This is a genomic window from Nonomuraea sp. NPDC001699 (assembly GCF_053596455.1).
The window spans coordinates 21,034-37,317 of the sequence record NZ_JBSFGF010000018.1 but is presented as its reverse complement, the minus strand read 5'-3'; the positions used below and the strand labels follow the sequence as shown (position 1 = coordinate 37,317).

General features: G+C 74.3%; 15 protein-coding genes. 13 read left to right on the top strand and 2 right to left on the bottom strand.

All coding sequences use genetic code 11. The features are described from left to right. The first annotated feature begins 51 nt into the window (after positions 1-51). From ACWCSU_RS37930 to ACWCSU_RS37915, 4 genes are all read left to right on the top strand, one after another. Positions 52-1,902, top strand: a complete 1,851-nt coding sequence (locus ACWCSU_RS37930; protein WP_449941651.1) for a hypothetical protein — start codon at positions 52-54, stop codon at positions 1,900-1,902. Further along, positions 1,886-3,352, top strand: coding sequence for an ABC transporter substrate-binding protein (locus tag ACWCSU_RS37925; RefSeq protein ID WP_449941649.1), 1,467 nt, complete (start codon positions 1,886-1,888; stop codon positions 3,350-3,352). Before ACWCSU_RS37930 ends, ACWCSU_RS37925 begins: the two co-directional genes overlap by 17 nt. A 10-nt stretch (positions 3,353-3,362) precedes the next feature. After that, the gene (locus ACWCSU_RS37920; protein ID WP_357707970.1) at positions 3,363-3,485 is read left to right on the top strand and encodes a putative leader peptide; all 123 of its coding nucleotides are present in this window, start codon (positions 3,363-3,365) and stop codon (positions 3,483-3,485) included. A gap of 80 nt (positions 3,486-3,565) precedes the next feature. Then, a complete protein-coding gene (locus ACWCSU_RS37915) occupies positions 3,566-4,522 on the top strand; it encodes a TauD/TfdA dioxygenase family protein (protein WP_357707971.1) in 957 nt (318 codons plus the stop codon). Here ACWCSU_RS37915 and ACWCSU_RS37910 read toward each other — a convergent pair. Both ACWCSU_RS37910 and ACWCSU_RS37905 read right to left on the bottom strand, forming a co-directional pair. Continuing rightward, complete coding sequence (locus ACWCSU_RS37910; RefSeq protein ID WP_449941647.1) at positions 4,505-5,740, bottom strand: acyltransferase family protein; 1,236 nt, start codon at positions 5,738-5,740, stop codon at positions 4,505-4,507. The genes ACWCSU_RS37915 and ACWCSU_RS37910 overlap by 18 nt on opposite strands. 108 nt (positions 5,741-5,848) lie before the next feature. Next, positions 5,849-6,049, bottom strand: a complete 201-nt coding sequence (locus tag ACWCSU_RS37905; protein WP_357707974.1) for a hypothetical protein — start codon at positions 6,047-6,049, stop codon at positions 5,849-5,851. A 216-nt stretch (positions 6,050-6,265) separates the two neighbouring features. Here ACWCSU_RS37905 and ACWCSU_RS37900 point away from each other — a divergent pair, with 216 nt between their 5' ends. The 9 genes from ACWCSU_RS37900 to ACWCSU_RS37860 all read left to right on the top strand — a co-directional run bounded on the left by ACWCSU_RS37900 (position 6,266) and on the right by ACWCSU_RS37860 (position 16,283). Then, entirely contained in the window at positions 6,266-7,585 is a 1,320-nt protein-coding gene (locus ACWCSU_RS37900) for an aminopeptidase P family protein (RefSeq protein WP_449941645.1), read from the top strand. 70 nt (positions 7,586-7,655) lie between these two features. Then, a complete protein-coding gene (locus ACWCSU_RS37895) occupies positions 7,656-8,561 on the top strand; it encodes a dihydrodipicolinate synthase family protein (protein WP_357707977.1) in 906 nt (301 codons plus the stop codon). Further along, the gene (locus ACWCSU_RS37890) at positions 8,558-9,559 is read left to right on the top strand and encodes a proline racemase family protein (protein ID WP_357707978.1); all 1,002 of its coding nucleotides are present in this window, start codon (positions 8,558-8,560) and stop codon (positions 9,557-9,559) included. The genes ACWCSU_RS37895 and ACWCSU_RS37890 overlap by 4 nt, the downstream gene beginning before the upstream one ends. A 37-nt stretch (positions 9,560-9,596) precedes the next feature. Beyond that, a complete protein-coding gene (locus tag ACWCSU_RS37885; protein WP_449941642.1) occupies positions 9,597-10,844 on the top strand; it encodes an NAD(P)/FAD-dependent oxidoreductase in 1,248 nt (415 codons plus the stop codon). After that, on the top strand, positions 10,841-11,125 hold the full coding sequence (locus ACWCSU_RS37880; RefSeq protein ID WP_449941640.1) for a (2Fe-2S)-binding protein: 285 nt from the start codon (positions 10,841-10,843) through the stop codon (positions 11,123-11,125). Before ACWCSU_RS37885 ends, ACWCSU_RS37880 begins: the two co-directional genes overlap by 4 nt. Then, a complete protein-coding gene (locus tag ACWCSU_RS37875; RefSeq protein WP_449941638.1) occupies positions 11,118-12,590 on the top strand; it encodes an FAD/NAD(P)-dependent oxidoreductase in 1,473 nt (490 codons plus the stop codon). Before ACWCSU_RS37880 ends, ACWCSU_RS37875 begins: the two co-directional genes overlap by 8 nt. Then, entirely contained in the window at positions 12,583-14,097 is a 1,515-nt protein-coding gene (locus tag ACWCSU_RS37870) for an aldehyde dehydrogenase (NADP(+)) (RefSeq protein ID WP_449941636.1), read from the top strand. The genes ACWCSU_RS37875 and ACWCSU_RS37870 overlap by 8 nt, the downstream gene beginning before the upstream one ends. Before the next feature lie 45 nt (positions 14,098-14,142). Further along, a complete protein-coding gene (locus ACWCSU_RS37865; RefSeq protein WP_449941635.1) occupies positions 14,143-15,216 on the top strand; it encodes a phosphotriesterase family protein in 1,074 nt (357 codons plus the stop codon). Then, positions 15,213-16,283, top strand: coding sequence for a phosphotriesterase family protein (locus ACWCSU_RS37860; RefSeq protein WP_449941633.1), 1,071 nt, complete (start codon positions 15,213-15,215; stop codon positions 16,281-16,283). Before ACWCSU_RS37865 ends, ACWCSU_RS37860 begins: the two co-directional genes overlap by 4 nt. Position 16,284 lies beyond the last annotated feature (1 nt).

Below are 16,284 nucleotides of genomic sequence, written 5' to 3'. Positions count from 1 at the left end.
CGGCAGGTTGCGCCAATGGCGGATTCGTTCGACGACGCTCACCTTCGCCTGGTGACGAAGGAATGCCTCCCGCTCGGGAGCGGCGACCGGCTCCCGGTCATCGTGCTGCTCGGGCCGGACGGCACCGACCGTGAGGTGTGCCTGACCCGCGTCTGGAAGAGCGTCACCAGGCCGGAGTCCCCCCGGGTGCGGGTGGACTTCCGGCTGCCGGGGCTGCGCGACGCGCCGGTGGTCAAGACCGTCGAGCGCATCGCCCACGACCTGATGGAGACCTCCAGCGTCAGGCTGCCCCGGGTGGTCTTCGCGCTGCACGTGCTCGCCCTGGACCCGCGGGACCGTTCCGACAACGAGCTGACCGGCGAACTGGACGACCTCGTGGACGGCGGCGACCCCGAACGCCTGTCCGACGCCCTGGCCCTGCTGCGCGACCTGCTCGGCCGCATCCCGGGGGCCGAGCCGCTGGGCGTGCTCACCTCCGTGCTCACCTCGGTGCTCCAGTACGCCGCCCGGGGCCAGCGCCGCCGCGTGGTCAGGCTGCTCAACGGCAAGGGCAGGACGTGGCTGGCCGCCCAGATGGCCAACGGCAACGTGATCGACCTGGCCAGGCGCCGGGACGGCCACGCCGGAGACCCGGCCGGGTCCGCCGGGTCGATCCTGTGCCGGGCCCTCGTCGCCGACCTCACCGACTCCTGGTCCAAGAGCCACCGCCATGCCCGGAGCTGCCTGCTGCTGCTGGAGGGGGCCGAGACCGCGGCGGGCCGGGCCCTGCTCAAGGCGCTCGGCCCGGCCAAGGGCGCCGACCCGCTGCTGGTGGTGGCGGAGTCGAAGCAGTGGCTGCCGATGGGCGGCTCGTGGGCGCGTCCCGGCACGGTCGTCCCGGGCGCCGCCTACCCGCCCACGCTCGCCGAGGCGGGCTACCGGGACTGGCGGGACGGCTACGACGCGCGGGAGCAGCCGTGGTGGTACCCGGTGCTGATGCCGCCGCTGCCGGCCGACAGGTCGCGCGCCTACGCCTCGGCCGTCCAGGAGCTGACCGGCGGCCATCCGGCGGTGACCCGGCGCCTGGGCAGGCTGGCCGCCACGGCCCAGGACGACGACGCCTTCCGCGCCGTCGTGTGCCGGGAGGACCTGCTGCGCTGGCCGGACTGGCTGCACCTGGCCCACTTGGACGAGCTCACCGACTGGGCGGCGGCCAGGAACGTGGACGACGCCGAGAGCGCCCTGCTCAAGCGGGCCGGCCGGGCGCCGAACCTGCGCAACGAGCTGGCCGACCTGCTCTGGCTCGCCCGCCGTCCGGAGGAACGGGACCCGCACGGCCGCTACGAGGGGACGCGCGGCCCCCAGGTCACCGTCATCCACCCGTGGCTGCGGCGGCTGCTGCTGCACCGGCTGGCCGTCACCGGCCGCTGGGACGACGTGCACCGCGACCTGGAACGGTTCCACCTCGGCCCCGGAGGCGAGGAGAACACGCGCAGCCTGCACCACCGCCTGGCCCTCGTCGGCCGGGACGACCCCGAAGGCCACCTGACCCACGTGGCCGGGCACCTGCACCGCCTCTTCGACCGGCTCGACGTGCGCGAGGACGGCCGGAGCCGCCTGCCGGAATGGCTCGCCGGCTTCAACGAGGTGACCACGGCCCCCAACCGGCTGCCGCTGGTCACCCCTCTGGACGAGCTGTACGACTCCCTGGTGGCGACCGCCGGCCCGCGCGAGCGCGGGGACTGGCTCGTCGTGGTCAGGACCCTGGTCGTGGACCGCTGGTTCTTGCTCGACCCGCTGCTCGACCCGTCGGGGAGCCGGGCCGAGCAGGTCGCGCGCGGGTTGCGGGACCTGGCCAGGAGGTCCGCCACCAGTCCGGCGATCTTGTTACGGGAGGCCGACAGGTATGAGCGACGACGGTGACGACCCCGGCAGGGCCGGGACGGGCGAGCCGGCCCCCGCGGAGGTCGGCGCGAAGTGGGCGCGGGACCGTCGCAACCGTGTCTTCCTGCGAAGAGCTCTGGCGGGCGTGCTCGTCGTGGCGGTCGTCGTCGTCCTCGGGTTCTCCGTCAGGACGTCGAGGCTCACCGACGAGAGCGGCGCCTTCGGCCCCGACCTGGCTCCGGTCATGGACCGCATCGCCGCGGAGAACGCCGAGGTGGAGAAGAACCACCCGGGCGCGTACGTCACCGTCGTGGCGATGTTCCCGATGACCGGCTCCCTCACCGACATCGGCCTGAACAGGGAGAGCATCAGGCACGGCCTGGAGGGCATCCACCTGGCGCAGGTGTGGCGCAACCGGCAGCCGTCCTCGCCGCCGTACGTGCGGGTGCTGGTCGGCAGCGACGGGCCGGACGACTGGGAGCCGACGGTCGAGGCGATCAAGGCCCGGACCGCGGACGAGCACATCGTGGCCGTGACCGGGCTGGGCGCCAGCACCGGCACGACCCGCAGGACGGTGGAGAGCCTGAGCGGCAGCGGGTACGCGATGGTCTCGGCGGTGATCACCTCCGACGAGCTCGCCGGGGTCCGCGGGCTGGCCCGCGTCGCGGCGCTGAACAGCGAGCAGGCCCGGGCCGGGGTGGTGCACGCCAGGAAGGTGAACCCCGGGCTCAAGGCGGTCGTGATCAAGGACCTCAACCCGGTCGACAGCTACGTCAAGACCCTCGCCCGGTTCTACACCGGCTCGCTGGCCGGCCGGGAACGCGTGATGGAGCTGTCGTTCGACTCCTCGACCCGGTTCTCCGGCACCGTGCTCGACGTCATCGCCGAGCGGGTCTGCAACTCCGGCGCGAACACCGTCCTGTACGCCGGGCGCAGCGAGCAGCTTCCCGCGCTGATGCAGGCGCTCAGCCAGCGCGACCGGTGCGTCCGGCCCGGCATGACCGTGATCACCGGCGACGACGCCAGCGAGATGAACCGCAAGGCCGACCTGAACATGTGGGGGGACACCAGGATCCGGCTCTTCTACACGGCCCTGGCCCACCCGGCGGGCCTCACCCTGCCCGGCGGCGAGGTGCTCACGGCGATCAGGGCCAGGTTCGCCGGCGACGACCCCGACGCCTTCCCGCGCGTGTTCCCGCACGAGAGCCTGGGCGACGGCATGGCCATCATGCACCACGACGCCATGTTCGTGGCCCTGGAGACGGTCAAGGCGTTCGCCCGGGAGCCGGACGTGCCCTCGCCACAGGACATGGCGAACATGCTGACCAGCGGCACGGTGGCGGTGGAGGGCGCCAGCGGCCCGATCAGGATCGTCGAAGGCGGCGCCCGCCAGACCAAGGAGATCCCGATCCTCCAGCTCAACCCGGACGGCACGTCGGCGTACTCGGGCCGGATCACGATGACGGACGGCGGCCCCGGCCGGAGCTGAGCCGCCTTTCATGTATTACCTATTGCTTTTGTGGGAAATTTCGCGCAGGATCAAAGGCGTGAAGAGCCTTCTGGTGGCCCGCCTCCACGTCGACCTCCGGCGGCAGGCGAGCGCGCTCTGTGCCATGCGGTGACCTCCGGGTCCCCGCTCTCCTCGGACGCCCGAGCGTCCTTCCCCCAGACCTTCCCCGAAGCTCAGAGGAGTGGCCCGACCATGTCGACCACCAGCGTTCTCACCGTCCGGCGCGTCGCCGGGCACATCGGCGCCGAGATCAGCGGCGTCAACCTGGCCCACCCGCTCGACCCGTCCGTGGTCGAGGAGATCCGGCAGGCCCTGCTCGCGTACAAGGTCGTGTTCTTCCACGGGCAGGAGCTCGACCACGCCGCGCAGATCACCTTCGCCCGCCAGTTCGGCGAGCTGACCCACGCCCACCCGCACGAGGACGCGCCGCCCGAGGAGTTCCCGCAGATCCTCACCATCGACCCCCGCCGGTACGAGAAGCGTTACGGCGTCAACTACCGCGAGCTCTACCAGCGGCGGCGCTACTCCTACTTCTCCGGCTGGCACACCGACGTCACCGCCGCCGTCAACCCGCCCGCCGCCTCGATCCTGCGGGCCGAGACCGTGCCGGAGTTCGGCGGCGACACCCAGTGGACGAACCTGGTCGCCGCCTACGAGGGCCTGTCCGCGCCGCTGCGCGCCCTGGTGGACGGCCTGCGCGCCGAGCACCGCTTCCTGGCCGGCTACCAGTCCGCCGACGAGGACGGCAAGCTGGTCAAGCGGATCAACGACAACCTGCTGATCTCCGTGCACCCGGTGGTGCGGGTGCATCCGGAGACCGGTGAGCGGGCGCTGTTCGTCAACCCCGGCTTCACCGACCACATCGTGGGCCTGTCGGCCGTGGAGAGCCGCCGCATCCTCGACCTGCTGTACGAGCAGCTCACCCGGCCCGAGTACACCGTGCGGTTCCGCTGGCGTCCCGGCAGCGTCGCCTTCTGGGACAACCGGGCCACCGCCCATCTCGCCCCGTCCGACCTCGACCACCTCGACGTGCCGCGCACGCTGCACCGGGTCACGCTGATCGGCGACCGTCCCGTCGGACCCGACGGGTTCGTCTCCGAGATCGTGGCCGGAAGGGAGTTCAGGGCGCAGTCACTCGTGGTCGCCTGACGACGGCGGCCACCTCCGCGAGCGGGACCCGCTCGCGGCACCGGACGCGCGGGCGGGGGCTGGGGGGTGCCCGCCCGCGGCGTCGGTCCCCACTTCTGGGAGGGGGGTGCGCGACGCGATCAACCGGCGGCCGAGCCGCTGCGCCGGGGCCTCGACCACGTGGTACGTCACCAGGCACAGCGGGATCAGGACCACGTAGTAGAGCGGCAGGTTCGGCAGCAGGCGCAGCAGCAGGGGATGCAGCAGGTAGACGGAGAAGCTGATCACGCCGAGCCGGGTCAGCACCCGCGGGAACGCCCTGTGGCGCAACGCCAGCCCCAGCCCGAACACGGCGAAGGCGAGCACGAGCGCGGGCGCCCAGCCCGGGTCGTCCTTGGCGGGTATCCCGCAGGCCAGCACCGCCAGCGCGGCCAGACCGGCGGTCCGCCAGGAGATCGTGCCCTGCTCGGCGCGGTGCACGGCGGTCCCGGCGAACATCGCGGCCAGGATGATCACGCCCTGCCAGGTGCCCGCCCGGCTGCCCAGGACCACCAGCGCCAGCCCGAGCAGCCCGCCCGCCACGGCGGCCGCCGTACGGGCCCGGCCGCGCCCGAGGACGGTGACCGCGATCGCCGCGACGACCGCGAGGGCGAGCAGCGCGGCGACCAGGTCGGCCCCGCCGTTGATCGACGCGCCCGGCAGCAGCAGCCCCGCCGGCACGGCCAGCGCCGCCAGGGACACGGCGATCCCCGCCGACCTGTGGGCCTGACCGGTCGCGAACAGCCCCACGCTGATCAGGTAGAACGCCATCTCGTACGAGAGCGTCCAGGTCACGCCGATGACGGGCGGCAGGTTGAGCAGCTCCTGCAACATCGTCAGGTTGCCGAGCGCGACCAGAGGCGCGGGACGTTCGCCGAGGCGGGGGTCGAGGGGGAGCAGGCCCGCGAGGCCGAGCAGGAAGGCCAGGCCGAGGGCGGCCAGCAGCAGCGGCAGGAGGCGGAAGGCCCGGCCGGTCCAGAAGGCGCGCAGGTCGCCGCGCCGTTCCAGGGAGGCCGGGATGATGTAGCCGCTGACCAGGAAGAACACGAACACGCCCCACGTGCCGAGGTCGATCCTGCGGTCCACGACCGCCCACACGGCGGGGACGAAGGACCAGCCGGCGTGGTGCGCGGTGACGGCCAGCGCGGCCGGCCCCCGCAGGGCGTCCAACCAGGCCAGCCGGGTGGGGGCGGGGGACATCTGTCGGATTCTAGGCTATTTGTCGCAGGTCATCCGCGACCTGCCCCCCCGCGAGCGCACGGCCCGCATCGCCCTCGGCTCTGTCCGTGAGCGGGTCGCCCGCCACGTTCAGCGGGACGGCGAACGCCGCAGGCGCAGGCCGATCACCACGACGGCGACGCCCACCAGGAGCACCAGCGGCCCGATCACCGCCCAGGTGGCGTCGCCGGTCATCACGCTGCCGCCCACCACGCCCAGCCCCTGGAGGGCCCACAGCCCGCCGACCAGGGCCAGCAGCACGCCGGCGACGATGAGGATCCAAGAGGTCATCGTTCTTCCCGTCTCTCGTCCCGCCGCGCTTGTCCCGCCGCGGGGCTCTGTGTGCGTTGGTAGCGGTGTTCGTTGATCGCGTGGCCCCCGAAGAGTAGCCGAGCGTTTGTCACAGAATGCGGATTTTTCCGGTCACCTCTTGGCGGCGGCTTTCCGTCGTCCTAGTGTTCAGTGCAATGCCACACATTACTGAGCCCTATGGAAGGAGAGTCATCGGTGCGTGACGGCAGGCCCCCGAGGCTGTCCGAGATCCCCGCTTTCACCGCGTACATGAACAGCGGCTGGGGCACCCCCGACCGCACACCGCCCGTCGTGCCCGGCGCGGCCGAGGCCGCCGCCGTCCACCGGGCCAGGCTCGCCGAGGCGCTGCCCGGCCGGACCGTCGTGCTGGCCGCGGGGCAGGCCCCGATCCGCAGCAACGACATGGCCTACGACTTCCGCGCCGCCAGCGACTTCGTCTGGCTGACCGGCTGCCAGATCGAGAACGCCGTCGTCGTGCTGGAGGGCGCCGAGGCCACCCTCTACCTGCCGCCGCCCGCCGTTCCCGGCGATCTGGCGTTCTTCGCCGACTCCAGGTACGGCGAGCTGTGGGTGGGCGCCGCGCCGGGCCCGGAGGACTGGGCGAAGGCGCTGGGTGTCCGGGTCCGGCCGCTGGCCGAGCTGACCATGGAGGTCACCGAGGACCAGGATGCCCGCCGGGTCCTCGCCGAGCTGCGCATGTACAAGGACGACTGGGAGGTCGGGCAGCTCCGCGAGGCGGTGGACCGCACCGTCGAGGGGTTCGCCGCCGTCGTCCGCGAGATCCCCGCCGCCGTCGCCGGGCGCGGCGAGCGGTGGCTCCAGGGCACCTTCGACCGGTACGCCCGCGCGTACGGCAACGGCCCCGGCTACCCCTCCATCGTCGGCGGCGGCCCGCACGCGCCCACGCTGCACTGGGTGCGCTGCGACGGCCCCGTGGTCCCCGGCGAACTGCTGCTGCTCGACCTCGGCGTCGAGGCGGAGAGCTGCTACACCGCCGACGTCACCCGCACCTTCCCCGTCTCCGGCCGCTACACCCCGGCCCAGCGGCAGGTGCACGACCTGGTCGAACGGGCCCACCGGGCCGCGTTCGCCGCGGTCGCCCCCGGCCGCCGCTTCAGCGACTTCCACCACGCCGCCATGGAGGTCGTCGCGCACGGCCTGGCCGACTGGGGCCTGCTGCCGGTCTCGGTGGACGAGGCGCTGTCCGACGCCGGGCAGCACCACCGCCGCTACCTGGTCTGCGGCGTCGGCCACCACCTGGGCCTGGACGTGCACGACTGCGGCCGGGCGAGCCAGGAGTCCTACCAGGACGCCGTCATGGCCCCCGGCATGGCGCTCACCGTCGAGCCCGGCCTGTACTTCCACGCGCACGACCTCACCGTCCCGCCGGAGCTGCGCGGGATCGGCGTCCGGATCGAGGACGACCTGCTGGTCACCGAACAGGGCGCCGACGTGCTGTCGGCCGCGCTGCCCCTGGACGCCGACGGCCTGGAGAAATGGATGGCCGCCGGGTAGGTAGCCGCTGTGACATCACCGTGACATCACACCGCATAATCTCGAAAATCCCCAGTGAGGAGACCTCAGCATGACCACCTCCGCCACACCGTGGCGCGGCATCCACGTCGCGACGGCCCTGCCCTTCCACGACGACCTCTCCGTGGACTACGACGGGTTCGCCGAACACGTTCGGTTCCTGGCCGCGGGCGGCTGTGACGGTGTGACGCCCAACGGTTCGCTGGGCGAGTACCAGACGCTCACGCCGGAGGAGCGGACCCGCGTCGTCGAGACCGCCGTCCAGGCCGCGCCGGCCGGGTTCGGCGTCATGCCGGGCGTGGCCGCATACGGCGCCATGGAGGCCCGCCGCTGGGCCGAGCAGGCGGCCGAGGCCGGGGCCACGTCCGTGCTGCTGCTGCCGCCGAACGCCTACCGGGCCCCGCGCGAGGCCGTCGTCGCCCACTACCGGGAGGTCGCCAAGGCCGGGCTGCCGGTCGTGGCCTACAACAACCCGTTCGACACCAAGGTGGACCTGACCCCCGCCCTGCTGGCCGAGCTGTTCCACGAGGGCCTGGTCGTCGGCGTCAAGGAGTTCACCGGGGACGTGCGCAGGGCGTACGAGATCGCCGAGCTGGCGCCGGACCTGGACCTGCTCATCGGGGCCGACGACGTGCTGCTGGAGCTGGGCCTCGCCGGGGCCGTCGGCTGGATCGCCGGTTACCCGAACATGATCCCGGAGTCCACGACCCGCCTGTACCGGCTGGCCACCTCGGGCGACCCCGCCGACCTGCCCGAGGCGCTGCGCGTCTACCGCGACCTGCACCCGCTGCTGCGCTGGGACTCCAAGCCCGAGTTCGTGCAGTCGATCAAGCTGTCCATGGACCTGGCCGGGCGCAAGGGCGGCGCCTGCCGTCCGCCGCGTCTGCCGCTCGCGCCCGAACTGGTCGCCCGCATCACCGCCGACACCGAGACCGTCCTGGAAAAGGGCTACAAGTGAGATCACGCCGCACCTTCCACGCCGTCGACTCCCACACCGAGGGCATGCCCACCCGCGTGATCGTCGGCGGCGTCGGCACGATCCCGGGGGCGACCATGGCCGAGCGCCGGCTGTGGTTCATGGAGAACAGCGACGACGTCCGCACGCTGCTGATGTACGAACCGCGCGGCCACGCCGCCATGAGCGGGGCGATCCTCCAGCCGCCGACCCGGCCGGACGCCGACTACGGCGTGCTGTTCATCGAGGTCTCCGGGCTGCTGCCGATGTGCGGCCACGGCACGATCGGGGTGGCGACCGTCCTGGTGGAGACCGGGATGGTGCCCGTGGTCGAGCCGGTCACCACGATCCGGCTCGACACGCCCGCCGGGCTCGTGGTGGCGTCCGTGGCGGTCGAGGACGGCGCGGCGACCTCGGTGACCATCCAGAACGTGCCCTCCTTCGCGTACGCGCTGGACCGCAAGGTCGAGGTGCCCGGCTTCGGGGAGATCGCCTACGACCTGGCCTTCGGCGGGAACTTCTATGCCTTCGTCGAGCTGGCCGACCTGGGCCTGCCCTTCGACCGGGCCCGCGCCGGCGACCTGCTGACCGCCGGGCTCGCGATCATGGACGCCGTGAACGAGCACGACCGCCCGGTCCACCCCGAACGTCCCGACATCAACGGCTGCCACCACGTCTACCTGGCCGCCCCCGGCTCGACGGCGCAGCTGTCCAGGCACGCCATGGCCATCCACCCCGGCTGGTTCGACCGCTCGCCGTGCGGCACCGGCACCAGCGCCCGCATGGCCCAGTTCCACGCCCGGGGCGAGCTGGCCCTCGGGGACGACTTCGTCAACGAGTCGTTCATCGGGACCCGCTTCACCGGGCGGCTGCTCGGCGAGACCACGGTCGGCCCGCTGCCCGCCGTGCTGCCCTCGATCACCGGCCGCGCCTGGGTCACCGGCACCTCGCAGTTCCATCTCGACCCGACCGACCCGTTCCCGGCGGGGTTCCTGCTGTGAGCCGGCCCGGCCGGGCGGGCGGCGCGAAGGGCACCCCGTGAGCGCCGACCTGGTCGTGGTCGGCGCGGGCGTGGTGGGCGCGGCCAGTGCCTACTTCGCCGCGCTGGCCGGGCTGCGGGTGGTGGTCGTCGAGCGCGGTGCCATCGCCGGCGGCACCTCCAGCGCGGGTGAGGGCAACCTACTGGTGTCCGACAAGGAGGCCGGTCCCGAGCTCGACCTCGCGCTCCACTCCCAGCGGGTGTGGCGCGAGGACCTGGCCGAGCACGCCGGGCTGTGGGAGTTCGAGGCCAAGGGCGGCCTGGTCGTCGCTTCGTCCGGGGCCGGCCTCGCGTCGCTGCGTGAGCTGGGCGAGCACCAGCGCCGCCACGGCGTCGAGGTGCGCGACGTGGCCGCGCAGGAGCTGCGCGACTACGAGCCGCACCTCGCGCCCGGCCTCGCCGGTGCCGCCTTCTACCCTCAGGACGCCCAGGTCCAGCCCATGCTGGTGGTCGCCCACCTGCTGCGCCTGGCCCGCGCGCACGGCGCCGAGGTGCGTACCCGTACCGGCGTCACCGGGTTCCTGCGCGACGGGAGCCGCGTGACCGGCGTGCGTACCACGTCCGGCGACCTGCCCGCCGGGGCGGTGCTCAACGCGACCGGCACGTGGGCCGGCGACCTCGCCGCCCTGGCCGGGGTGGACGTGCCCGTGCTGCCCCGGCGCGGGTTCGTGCTGGTCACCCAGCCGATGCCGCCCCGGACGATCCGCCACAAGGTCTACGCCGCCGAGTACGTCGGGGACGTGGCCAGCTCCGACGCCGCCCTGCAGACCTCGCCCGTCGTGGAGGGCACCGGCAGCGGCACGATCCTCATCGGCGCCTCCCGGGAGCGCGTCGGCTTCGACCGCACGTTCTCCCCGGCGGCGGCCGGGGCGCTGGCGGCCAAGGCGATCGCGCTGTTCCCGATGTTGCGGGACGTCCGCGCCATGCGCACGTACCTGGGGTTCCGGCCGTACTGTCCGGACCATCTGCCGGTGATCGGGCCCGACCCGCGCGCACCCGGACTGTGGCACGCCTGCGGGCACGAGGGCGCGGGCATCGGGTTGTCGGCGGGCACCGGCAAGCTCATCGCCCAGGCCCTCACCGGCCGCACCCCTGACCTCGACCTCACCCCGTTCGCCCCCGACCGTTTCCCCGACGCGGAGGCCCATGACGCGGAGGCCCCTGACACCGAGGCCCCCGGCGGCGGGGCGCCCCCGACCGGCGGCTCCGGGACCGGGTCTTCCGCGACCGAGGAGGCGCCCCGATGACCCACCAGCTGACCTTCCGCGGCGAGAGCGTCCCCGCCGAGCCCGGACAGAGCGTGGGGGCCGCCCTGGTCGCGGCCGGCATCCTCGACTGGCGCACCACCCGCGGGGCGGGCCGGCCGCGCGGCCTGTTCTGTGGCATCGGCATCTGCTTCGACTGCCTCATCACCGTCGACGGCGTCCCCGACCTGCGCGCCTGCCTGGTCCCGGCGCGCGACGGCATGCGCCTCGGCGACGACACCTCCGCCGAGGAAGACGGCGAGTCGGGAGGGCATCGTGCGTGAGCCGTACGACGTCGCCGTGGTCGGCGCGGGGCCGGCCGGGCTGGCCGCCGCCGTCGAGGCCGCCGAGGCCGGGCTCGGGGTGGCCCTCGTGGACGCCGCCGGCCAGCCCGGCGGCCAGTTCTGGCGGCACTACGACGAACGCCACGCCCGCCCCGGCGACGCCGCCGGACACCACGGCTGGCCGGTCTTCACCCGGCTCCGCGACCGCCTGCGCGCCCTGACCGCCGCCGGACGGGTCCGCTACCTGCCCGGCCACCAGGTCTGGCTGGCCACCCGCGACGGCGAGGGCACGTTCACGCTGCGCACGACGCCGACCGTCCCCGAGGAGGGGGCCGCCGGCACGACGGTGACCGCCCGCGCGCTGATCCTGTGCCCCGGCGGCTACGACAGGCAACTGCCCGTCCCCGGCTGGGACCTGCCCGGCGTGATGGCCGCCGGAGGAGTGCAGGCTCTGCTCAAGGGGCAGCGCACCCTGGCGGGCCGCCGCGCGGTGGTCGCCGGGACCGGGCCGTTCCTGCTGCCGGTCGCCACCGGCCTGGCCGCCGCCGGGGCGCGGGTGGCGGCCGTCGCCGAGGCCAACGCCACGCTGGGCTGGCTGCGCGACCTCCGGGGCGCCGCGTCGGTGCCCGCCAAGGGGCTGGAGGCGCTCCAGTACGCCGCGCTGCTGGCCCGCCACCGCGTCCCGTACCGCACCAGGACCGTGGTCACCGAGATTCTGGGGGAAGACCGGGTCGAGGCGGTCCGGCTCAGCGGGGTCGGGAGCGACGGCCGCCCGGCCGGGCCGGTCAGCGAGGTCCCCGTCGACCTCGTCGCGCTCGGCTGGGGCTTCACGCCCTCGCTCGAACTGCCGCTCATGCTCGGCGCGGACACCAGGAAGGACGTCGACGGCTCGCTCGTCGTCATCGTGGACGCCTTCCAGCGCACCGGCGTCCCCGGCCTGTACGTCGCCGGCGAGGCGACCGGCGTCGGCGGCGCCGTCCTGGCCCGGCAGGAGGGCCGGCTGAGCGCCCTGGTCCTGGCCCGTACGCTGGGCCGCCGCGCCGACCCGGCGCTGATGGGCCGCCTGCGCCGGTCGATCGCCCGCGGACGGCGCTTCGCCGCGGCCATGCACCGGACCTACCCCGTGCCGCGCGCCTGGACGACCTGGCTGCGGGACGGGACGCTGGTCTGCCGCTGCGAGGAGGTCTCCTACGGCGATCTTCGCCGTGCCCACGACGACCTGGGGGCCGACGACCCGCGCACCCTGAAGATGCTGGCCAGGCCGGGCATGGGCTGGTGCCAGGGACGGGTGTGCGGGTTCGCCACCGCCGGCGTCGCGGCCTGCCTGAGCCGCCGCGAGAGCACGGCGGCCGACCTGCGCCCGCTGTCCACCCGGAGCCTGGCGGCCCCGGTGCCGCTGGGCGAGCTGGCCGCCCTCGCCGACGAAACTCCCGACGAAGACGAAAGAGGACAAGACCGTGAGTGACGTGCTGAGCGTCGATCCGCGTACCGGGGAGTCCCGCGGGCGCGTCGCGGCGGAGTCCACGCCGCAGGACGTGGACCGCGCCGTACGCGCCGCTGCCGCCGCCGCCCCGGCGCTGGCCGACCGGTCCGTACGCGCCGAGTTGCTGCGTACCGCCGCCGCGCTGCTGGAGGAGGGCGGCGAGGAGATCATCGCGACCGCCGACGCCGAGACGGCGCTCGGCCGGGTACGGCTCACCGGCGAGCTGGCCCGCACCTGCTACCAGCTGCGCGCCTTCGCCGACGTGGCCGAGTCGGGCGCCTTCCTGGACGTGATCATCGACCACGCCGACCCGGCCGCCCGCCCGGCCCCCCGTCCCGACCTGCGGCGTTACAAGGTGCCGCTGGGCGTGGTCGCGGTGTTCGCGGCGAGCAACTTCCCGCTGGCCTTCAGCGTGCCGGGCGGCGACACCGCCAGCGCGCTGGCCGCCGGCTGCCCGGTCGTCGTCAAGGCGCATCCGGACCATCCGGCGACCAGCGTCCTGACCGCCCGCGCGCTGCGCGCCGCCGCGGAGAAGGCCGGGCTGCCGGCCGGCGTCGTGGGCCTGGTCCACGGCTTCGAGGCGGGTCCGGAGCTGGTCCGGCACCCGCTGACCGCCGCCGTCGGCTTCACCGGCTCGGTACGCGGCGGGCGGGCGCTGCACGACCTGGCCGCCGCCCGTCCCCGGCCGATCCCGTTCCACGGGGAGCTGGGCAGTCTCAACCCGGTCGTGGTGACCGAGCGGGCCGCCGGGACCAGGGCGGCCGAGATCGGCGCGGGCCTGGCCGCCTCCTACACCCAGGGGCTCGGCCAGTTCTGCGTCAAGCCGGGCCTGGTCCTGCTGCCCGCGGGCCCGGCGGGCGACGCGGTGCTCGACGCCGTCGTCACGGCCGCGGTCCCCGCCGGACCGCTGCTCGACCCGCGCATGCGGGCGGCCTTCCTGGACGGCGTGCGCTCCCGCGCCCTGCTGCCCGGGGTCACGCAGGCGCTGCCCGCGGGCGAGGACGACGCCGCGCCGCTCGCCGTCCGGCCGGGCGTGCTGACCGTGGCGGCGCGACGGCTCGCGGACGGGGACGCGTACGCCGAACTGCTGGAGGAGTGCTTCGGACCGGTCACCGTCGTGGCCAGGTACGGCTCGGAGGCCGAGCGGGACGCGGTGCTCGACGCGCTGCCCGGCAACCTCACGGCGACCGTGCACCTGGGGGCCGACGAGCGCGAGGGCGCGGCGGCCGGCCTGGTGGCCAGGCTCGCCGGGCTGGCCGGACGGGTCGTCGTGGACGGCTGGCCCACAGGCGTGTCGGTCGCGCCCGCGATGCAGCACGGCGGGCCGTACCCGGCCTCGACCAGCACCTCGACCTCGGTCGGCGGCACCGCGATCGAGCGCTGGCTGCGCCCGGTGTGCTTCCAGGACACCCCTGACCCCCTCCTGCCGCCGGAACTGCGCGAGGCCAACCCGCTCGGCGTCCCCCGGATGGTGGACGGAGTCGCCTGACGCTTTTATCTACACTTGTAGACGTTCTGGGGCTATATTGCTCGTGTGTCCACCACCGATGCCACGGTCGTGGCCGTCACCGGCGAGGTCCCAGCGGCCTCGCTGGGCGCGGTCCTTCCGCACGAGCACCTGCTGAGCGACTTCGCCCCGACCGACGACACGCCCGAAGCCTGGGCCCGTGCCGGCCGCGTCCGTCCGACGGCGGCGAGCACGCTGCGGTTCTACCGCGCGCCGCTCACGATGGACCTGCTGGGCGAGGTCGGCATGGGCGCCGTCAACCGGGACGACCTGCTGCTCGGCGACGCGGGCCTGGCCGCCGCCGAGCTCGCCGCCTTCCGCGAGGCCGGCGGCGGCACGGTGGTGGACCTCACGGCCGACGGGCTCGGCCGCGACCCGGCCGGGCTGCGCCGGCTCGCCGAGGCGACCGGCCTGACCGTCGTCATGGGCTGCGGCCGGCACCACCCCGCGCGGACCGGCCTCCCCACCGGCGGGGACGCCGCCGAGCAACTGACCGAGGAGCTGGTCCGCGACCTCACCGAGGGCGTGGACGGCGTGCGCGCCGGGGTCATCGGCGAGCTGGCCGCGCTCGACCCCGGCGTGCCCGCCGAGCGCGCGCTGCTGGTCGCGGCGGCCCGCGCGTCGGCGGCCACCGGCGCCGCCGTCTCGCTCGCCCGCGATGACGACCCCGCCGTCCAGCAGCGCGTCCTCGACCTGCTCGCCGAGGAGGGCGCGGACCTCGCGCGGGTGGCCGTCGGGCACTGCGACGCGCTCTCCCCGCGTCCCGACGAGCTCGAACCGCTGCTCGAACGCGGCGTCTTCGTGCAGTTCGACCAGCTCGGCAGGCTGCCCACCGCGCTCAGCGTCTCCGACGACCAGGACGTCGCCGCGGCCGTGCTCGAACTCGCCCGCCGCGGCCACGCCGGACGCCTCCTGCTCTCGCACGACGTACGCGCCAAGTCGCAGCTCCTCGCCTACGGCGGCGGCGGTTACGCGTTCGTGCTGCGGCAGTTCGTCCCGTACCTGCGGATGCTCGGCGCGGACGACGAGCTGATCGAGACCGTCACCGTGCGCAACCCGAGGCGGCTGCTCGCGCTCAGCACCGAGGAGGCGGGCACGTGAGCCGCTACCCCTTCCCCATCCCGAACCTGGCCGGACAGGCGCTCACCGTCGCCGGCCCGGTGGATCCGGCGCTGCTCGGGCAGACGTCCATGCACGAGCACATCTTCGTCGACCTGCGCAGGCCCGCCCGGTCCCGCCGCCCCGGCGAGGACGCGCCCGCGGCGGCCGAGCCGCTCACCCTGGACACCCTCGCGCGCGTCCGCCACGGCGGCCCGAACGCCGACAACGACCTGCTGGGCGACTTCGACGAGATGCTCGCCGAGACCCTCGCCTTCGCCCACAGCGGCGGGCGCACCATGGTCGAGGTCTCGCCCATCGGCCTCGGCCGGGACCCGGAGGCGCTGCTGCGGCTGTCGCGGGCCAGCGGGCTGCACATCGTCATGGGCGGCGGCTGGTACACCCCGACGTTCCATCCGGCCGACCTGGCCGGGCGCACCGTGGACGAGCTGGCCGACGTCATCGTGCGCGACGTCGTGCTGGGGGCCGACGGCACCGGCGTCCGCGCGGGCATCATCGGCGAGGTCGGCGCGGAGTCGGCGCCGCTGACGGACGGCGAGCTCAAGAGCGTACGCGCCGCCGGACGGGCCTCCCGCGTCACCGGCGCGCCGGTCACCTTCCACTTCGGTGGCGTCGGCGAGGAGAAGTTCCGGGTGCTCGACATCCTCCAGGAGGAGGGCGTCGCCCCCGGCAACGTCGTCCTGGGCCACTGCGTGGACGTCCTGTCCGGCCCCGAGTTCGCCGAACGCCTGCTCGCCCGGGGCGTGTTCGTCGAGTTCGACTTCCTGGCCGCGCCCGGCAGCCCGTGGGGCCACCTCGTCCTGGGCAGCGACCACAAGGTCCTGCGCGGCATCGCCGACCTGGTCGAACGGGGCTACGCACGGCAGATCGTGCTCGGCCACGACGTCTGCCAGAAGATCCAGCTCAAGAGGTACGGCGGCAAGGGCTACGACTACATCCCGCGCCACTTCCTGCCCGCCCTGCGCCGCCTCGGCGTCAGTGCCCAGGCCATCCACATGATCATGGTCGAGAACCCGGCACGGGCCCTCGCCTTCGCAGCCCCGCAGTGAC

Coding starts and splice junctions, on each gene's coding strand:
- ACWCSU_RS37925 (WP_449941649.1), top strand. CDS start 1,886: ATGAGCGACGACGGTGACGACCCCGGCAGGGCCGGGACGGGCGAGCCG.
- ACWCSU_RS37920 (WP_357707970.1), top strand. CDS start 3,363: ATGTATTACCTATTGCTTTTGTGGGAAATTTCGCGCAGGATCAAAGGC.
- ACWCSU_RS37915 (WP_357707971.1), top strand. CDS start 3,566: ATGTCGACCACCAGCGTTCTCACCGTCCGGCGCGTCGCCGGGCACATC.
- ACWCSU_RS37910 (WP_449941647.1), bottom strand. CDS start 5,740: ATGTCCCCCGCCCCCACCCGGCTGGCCTGGTTGGACGCCCTGCGGGGG.
- ACWCSU_RS37905 (WP_357707974.1), bottom strand. CDS start 6,049: ATGACCTCTTGGATCCTCATCGTCGCCGGCGTGCTGCTGGCCCTGGTC.
- ACWCSU_RS37895 (WP_357707977.1), top strand. CDS start 7,656: ATGACCACCTCCGCCACACCGTGGCGCGGCATCCACGTCGCGACGGCC.
- ACWCSU_RS37880 (WP_449941640.1), top strand. CDS start 10,841: ATGACCCACCAGCTGACCTTCCGCGGCGAGAGCGTCCCCGCCGAGCCC.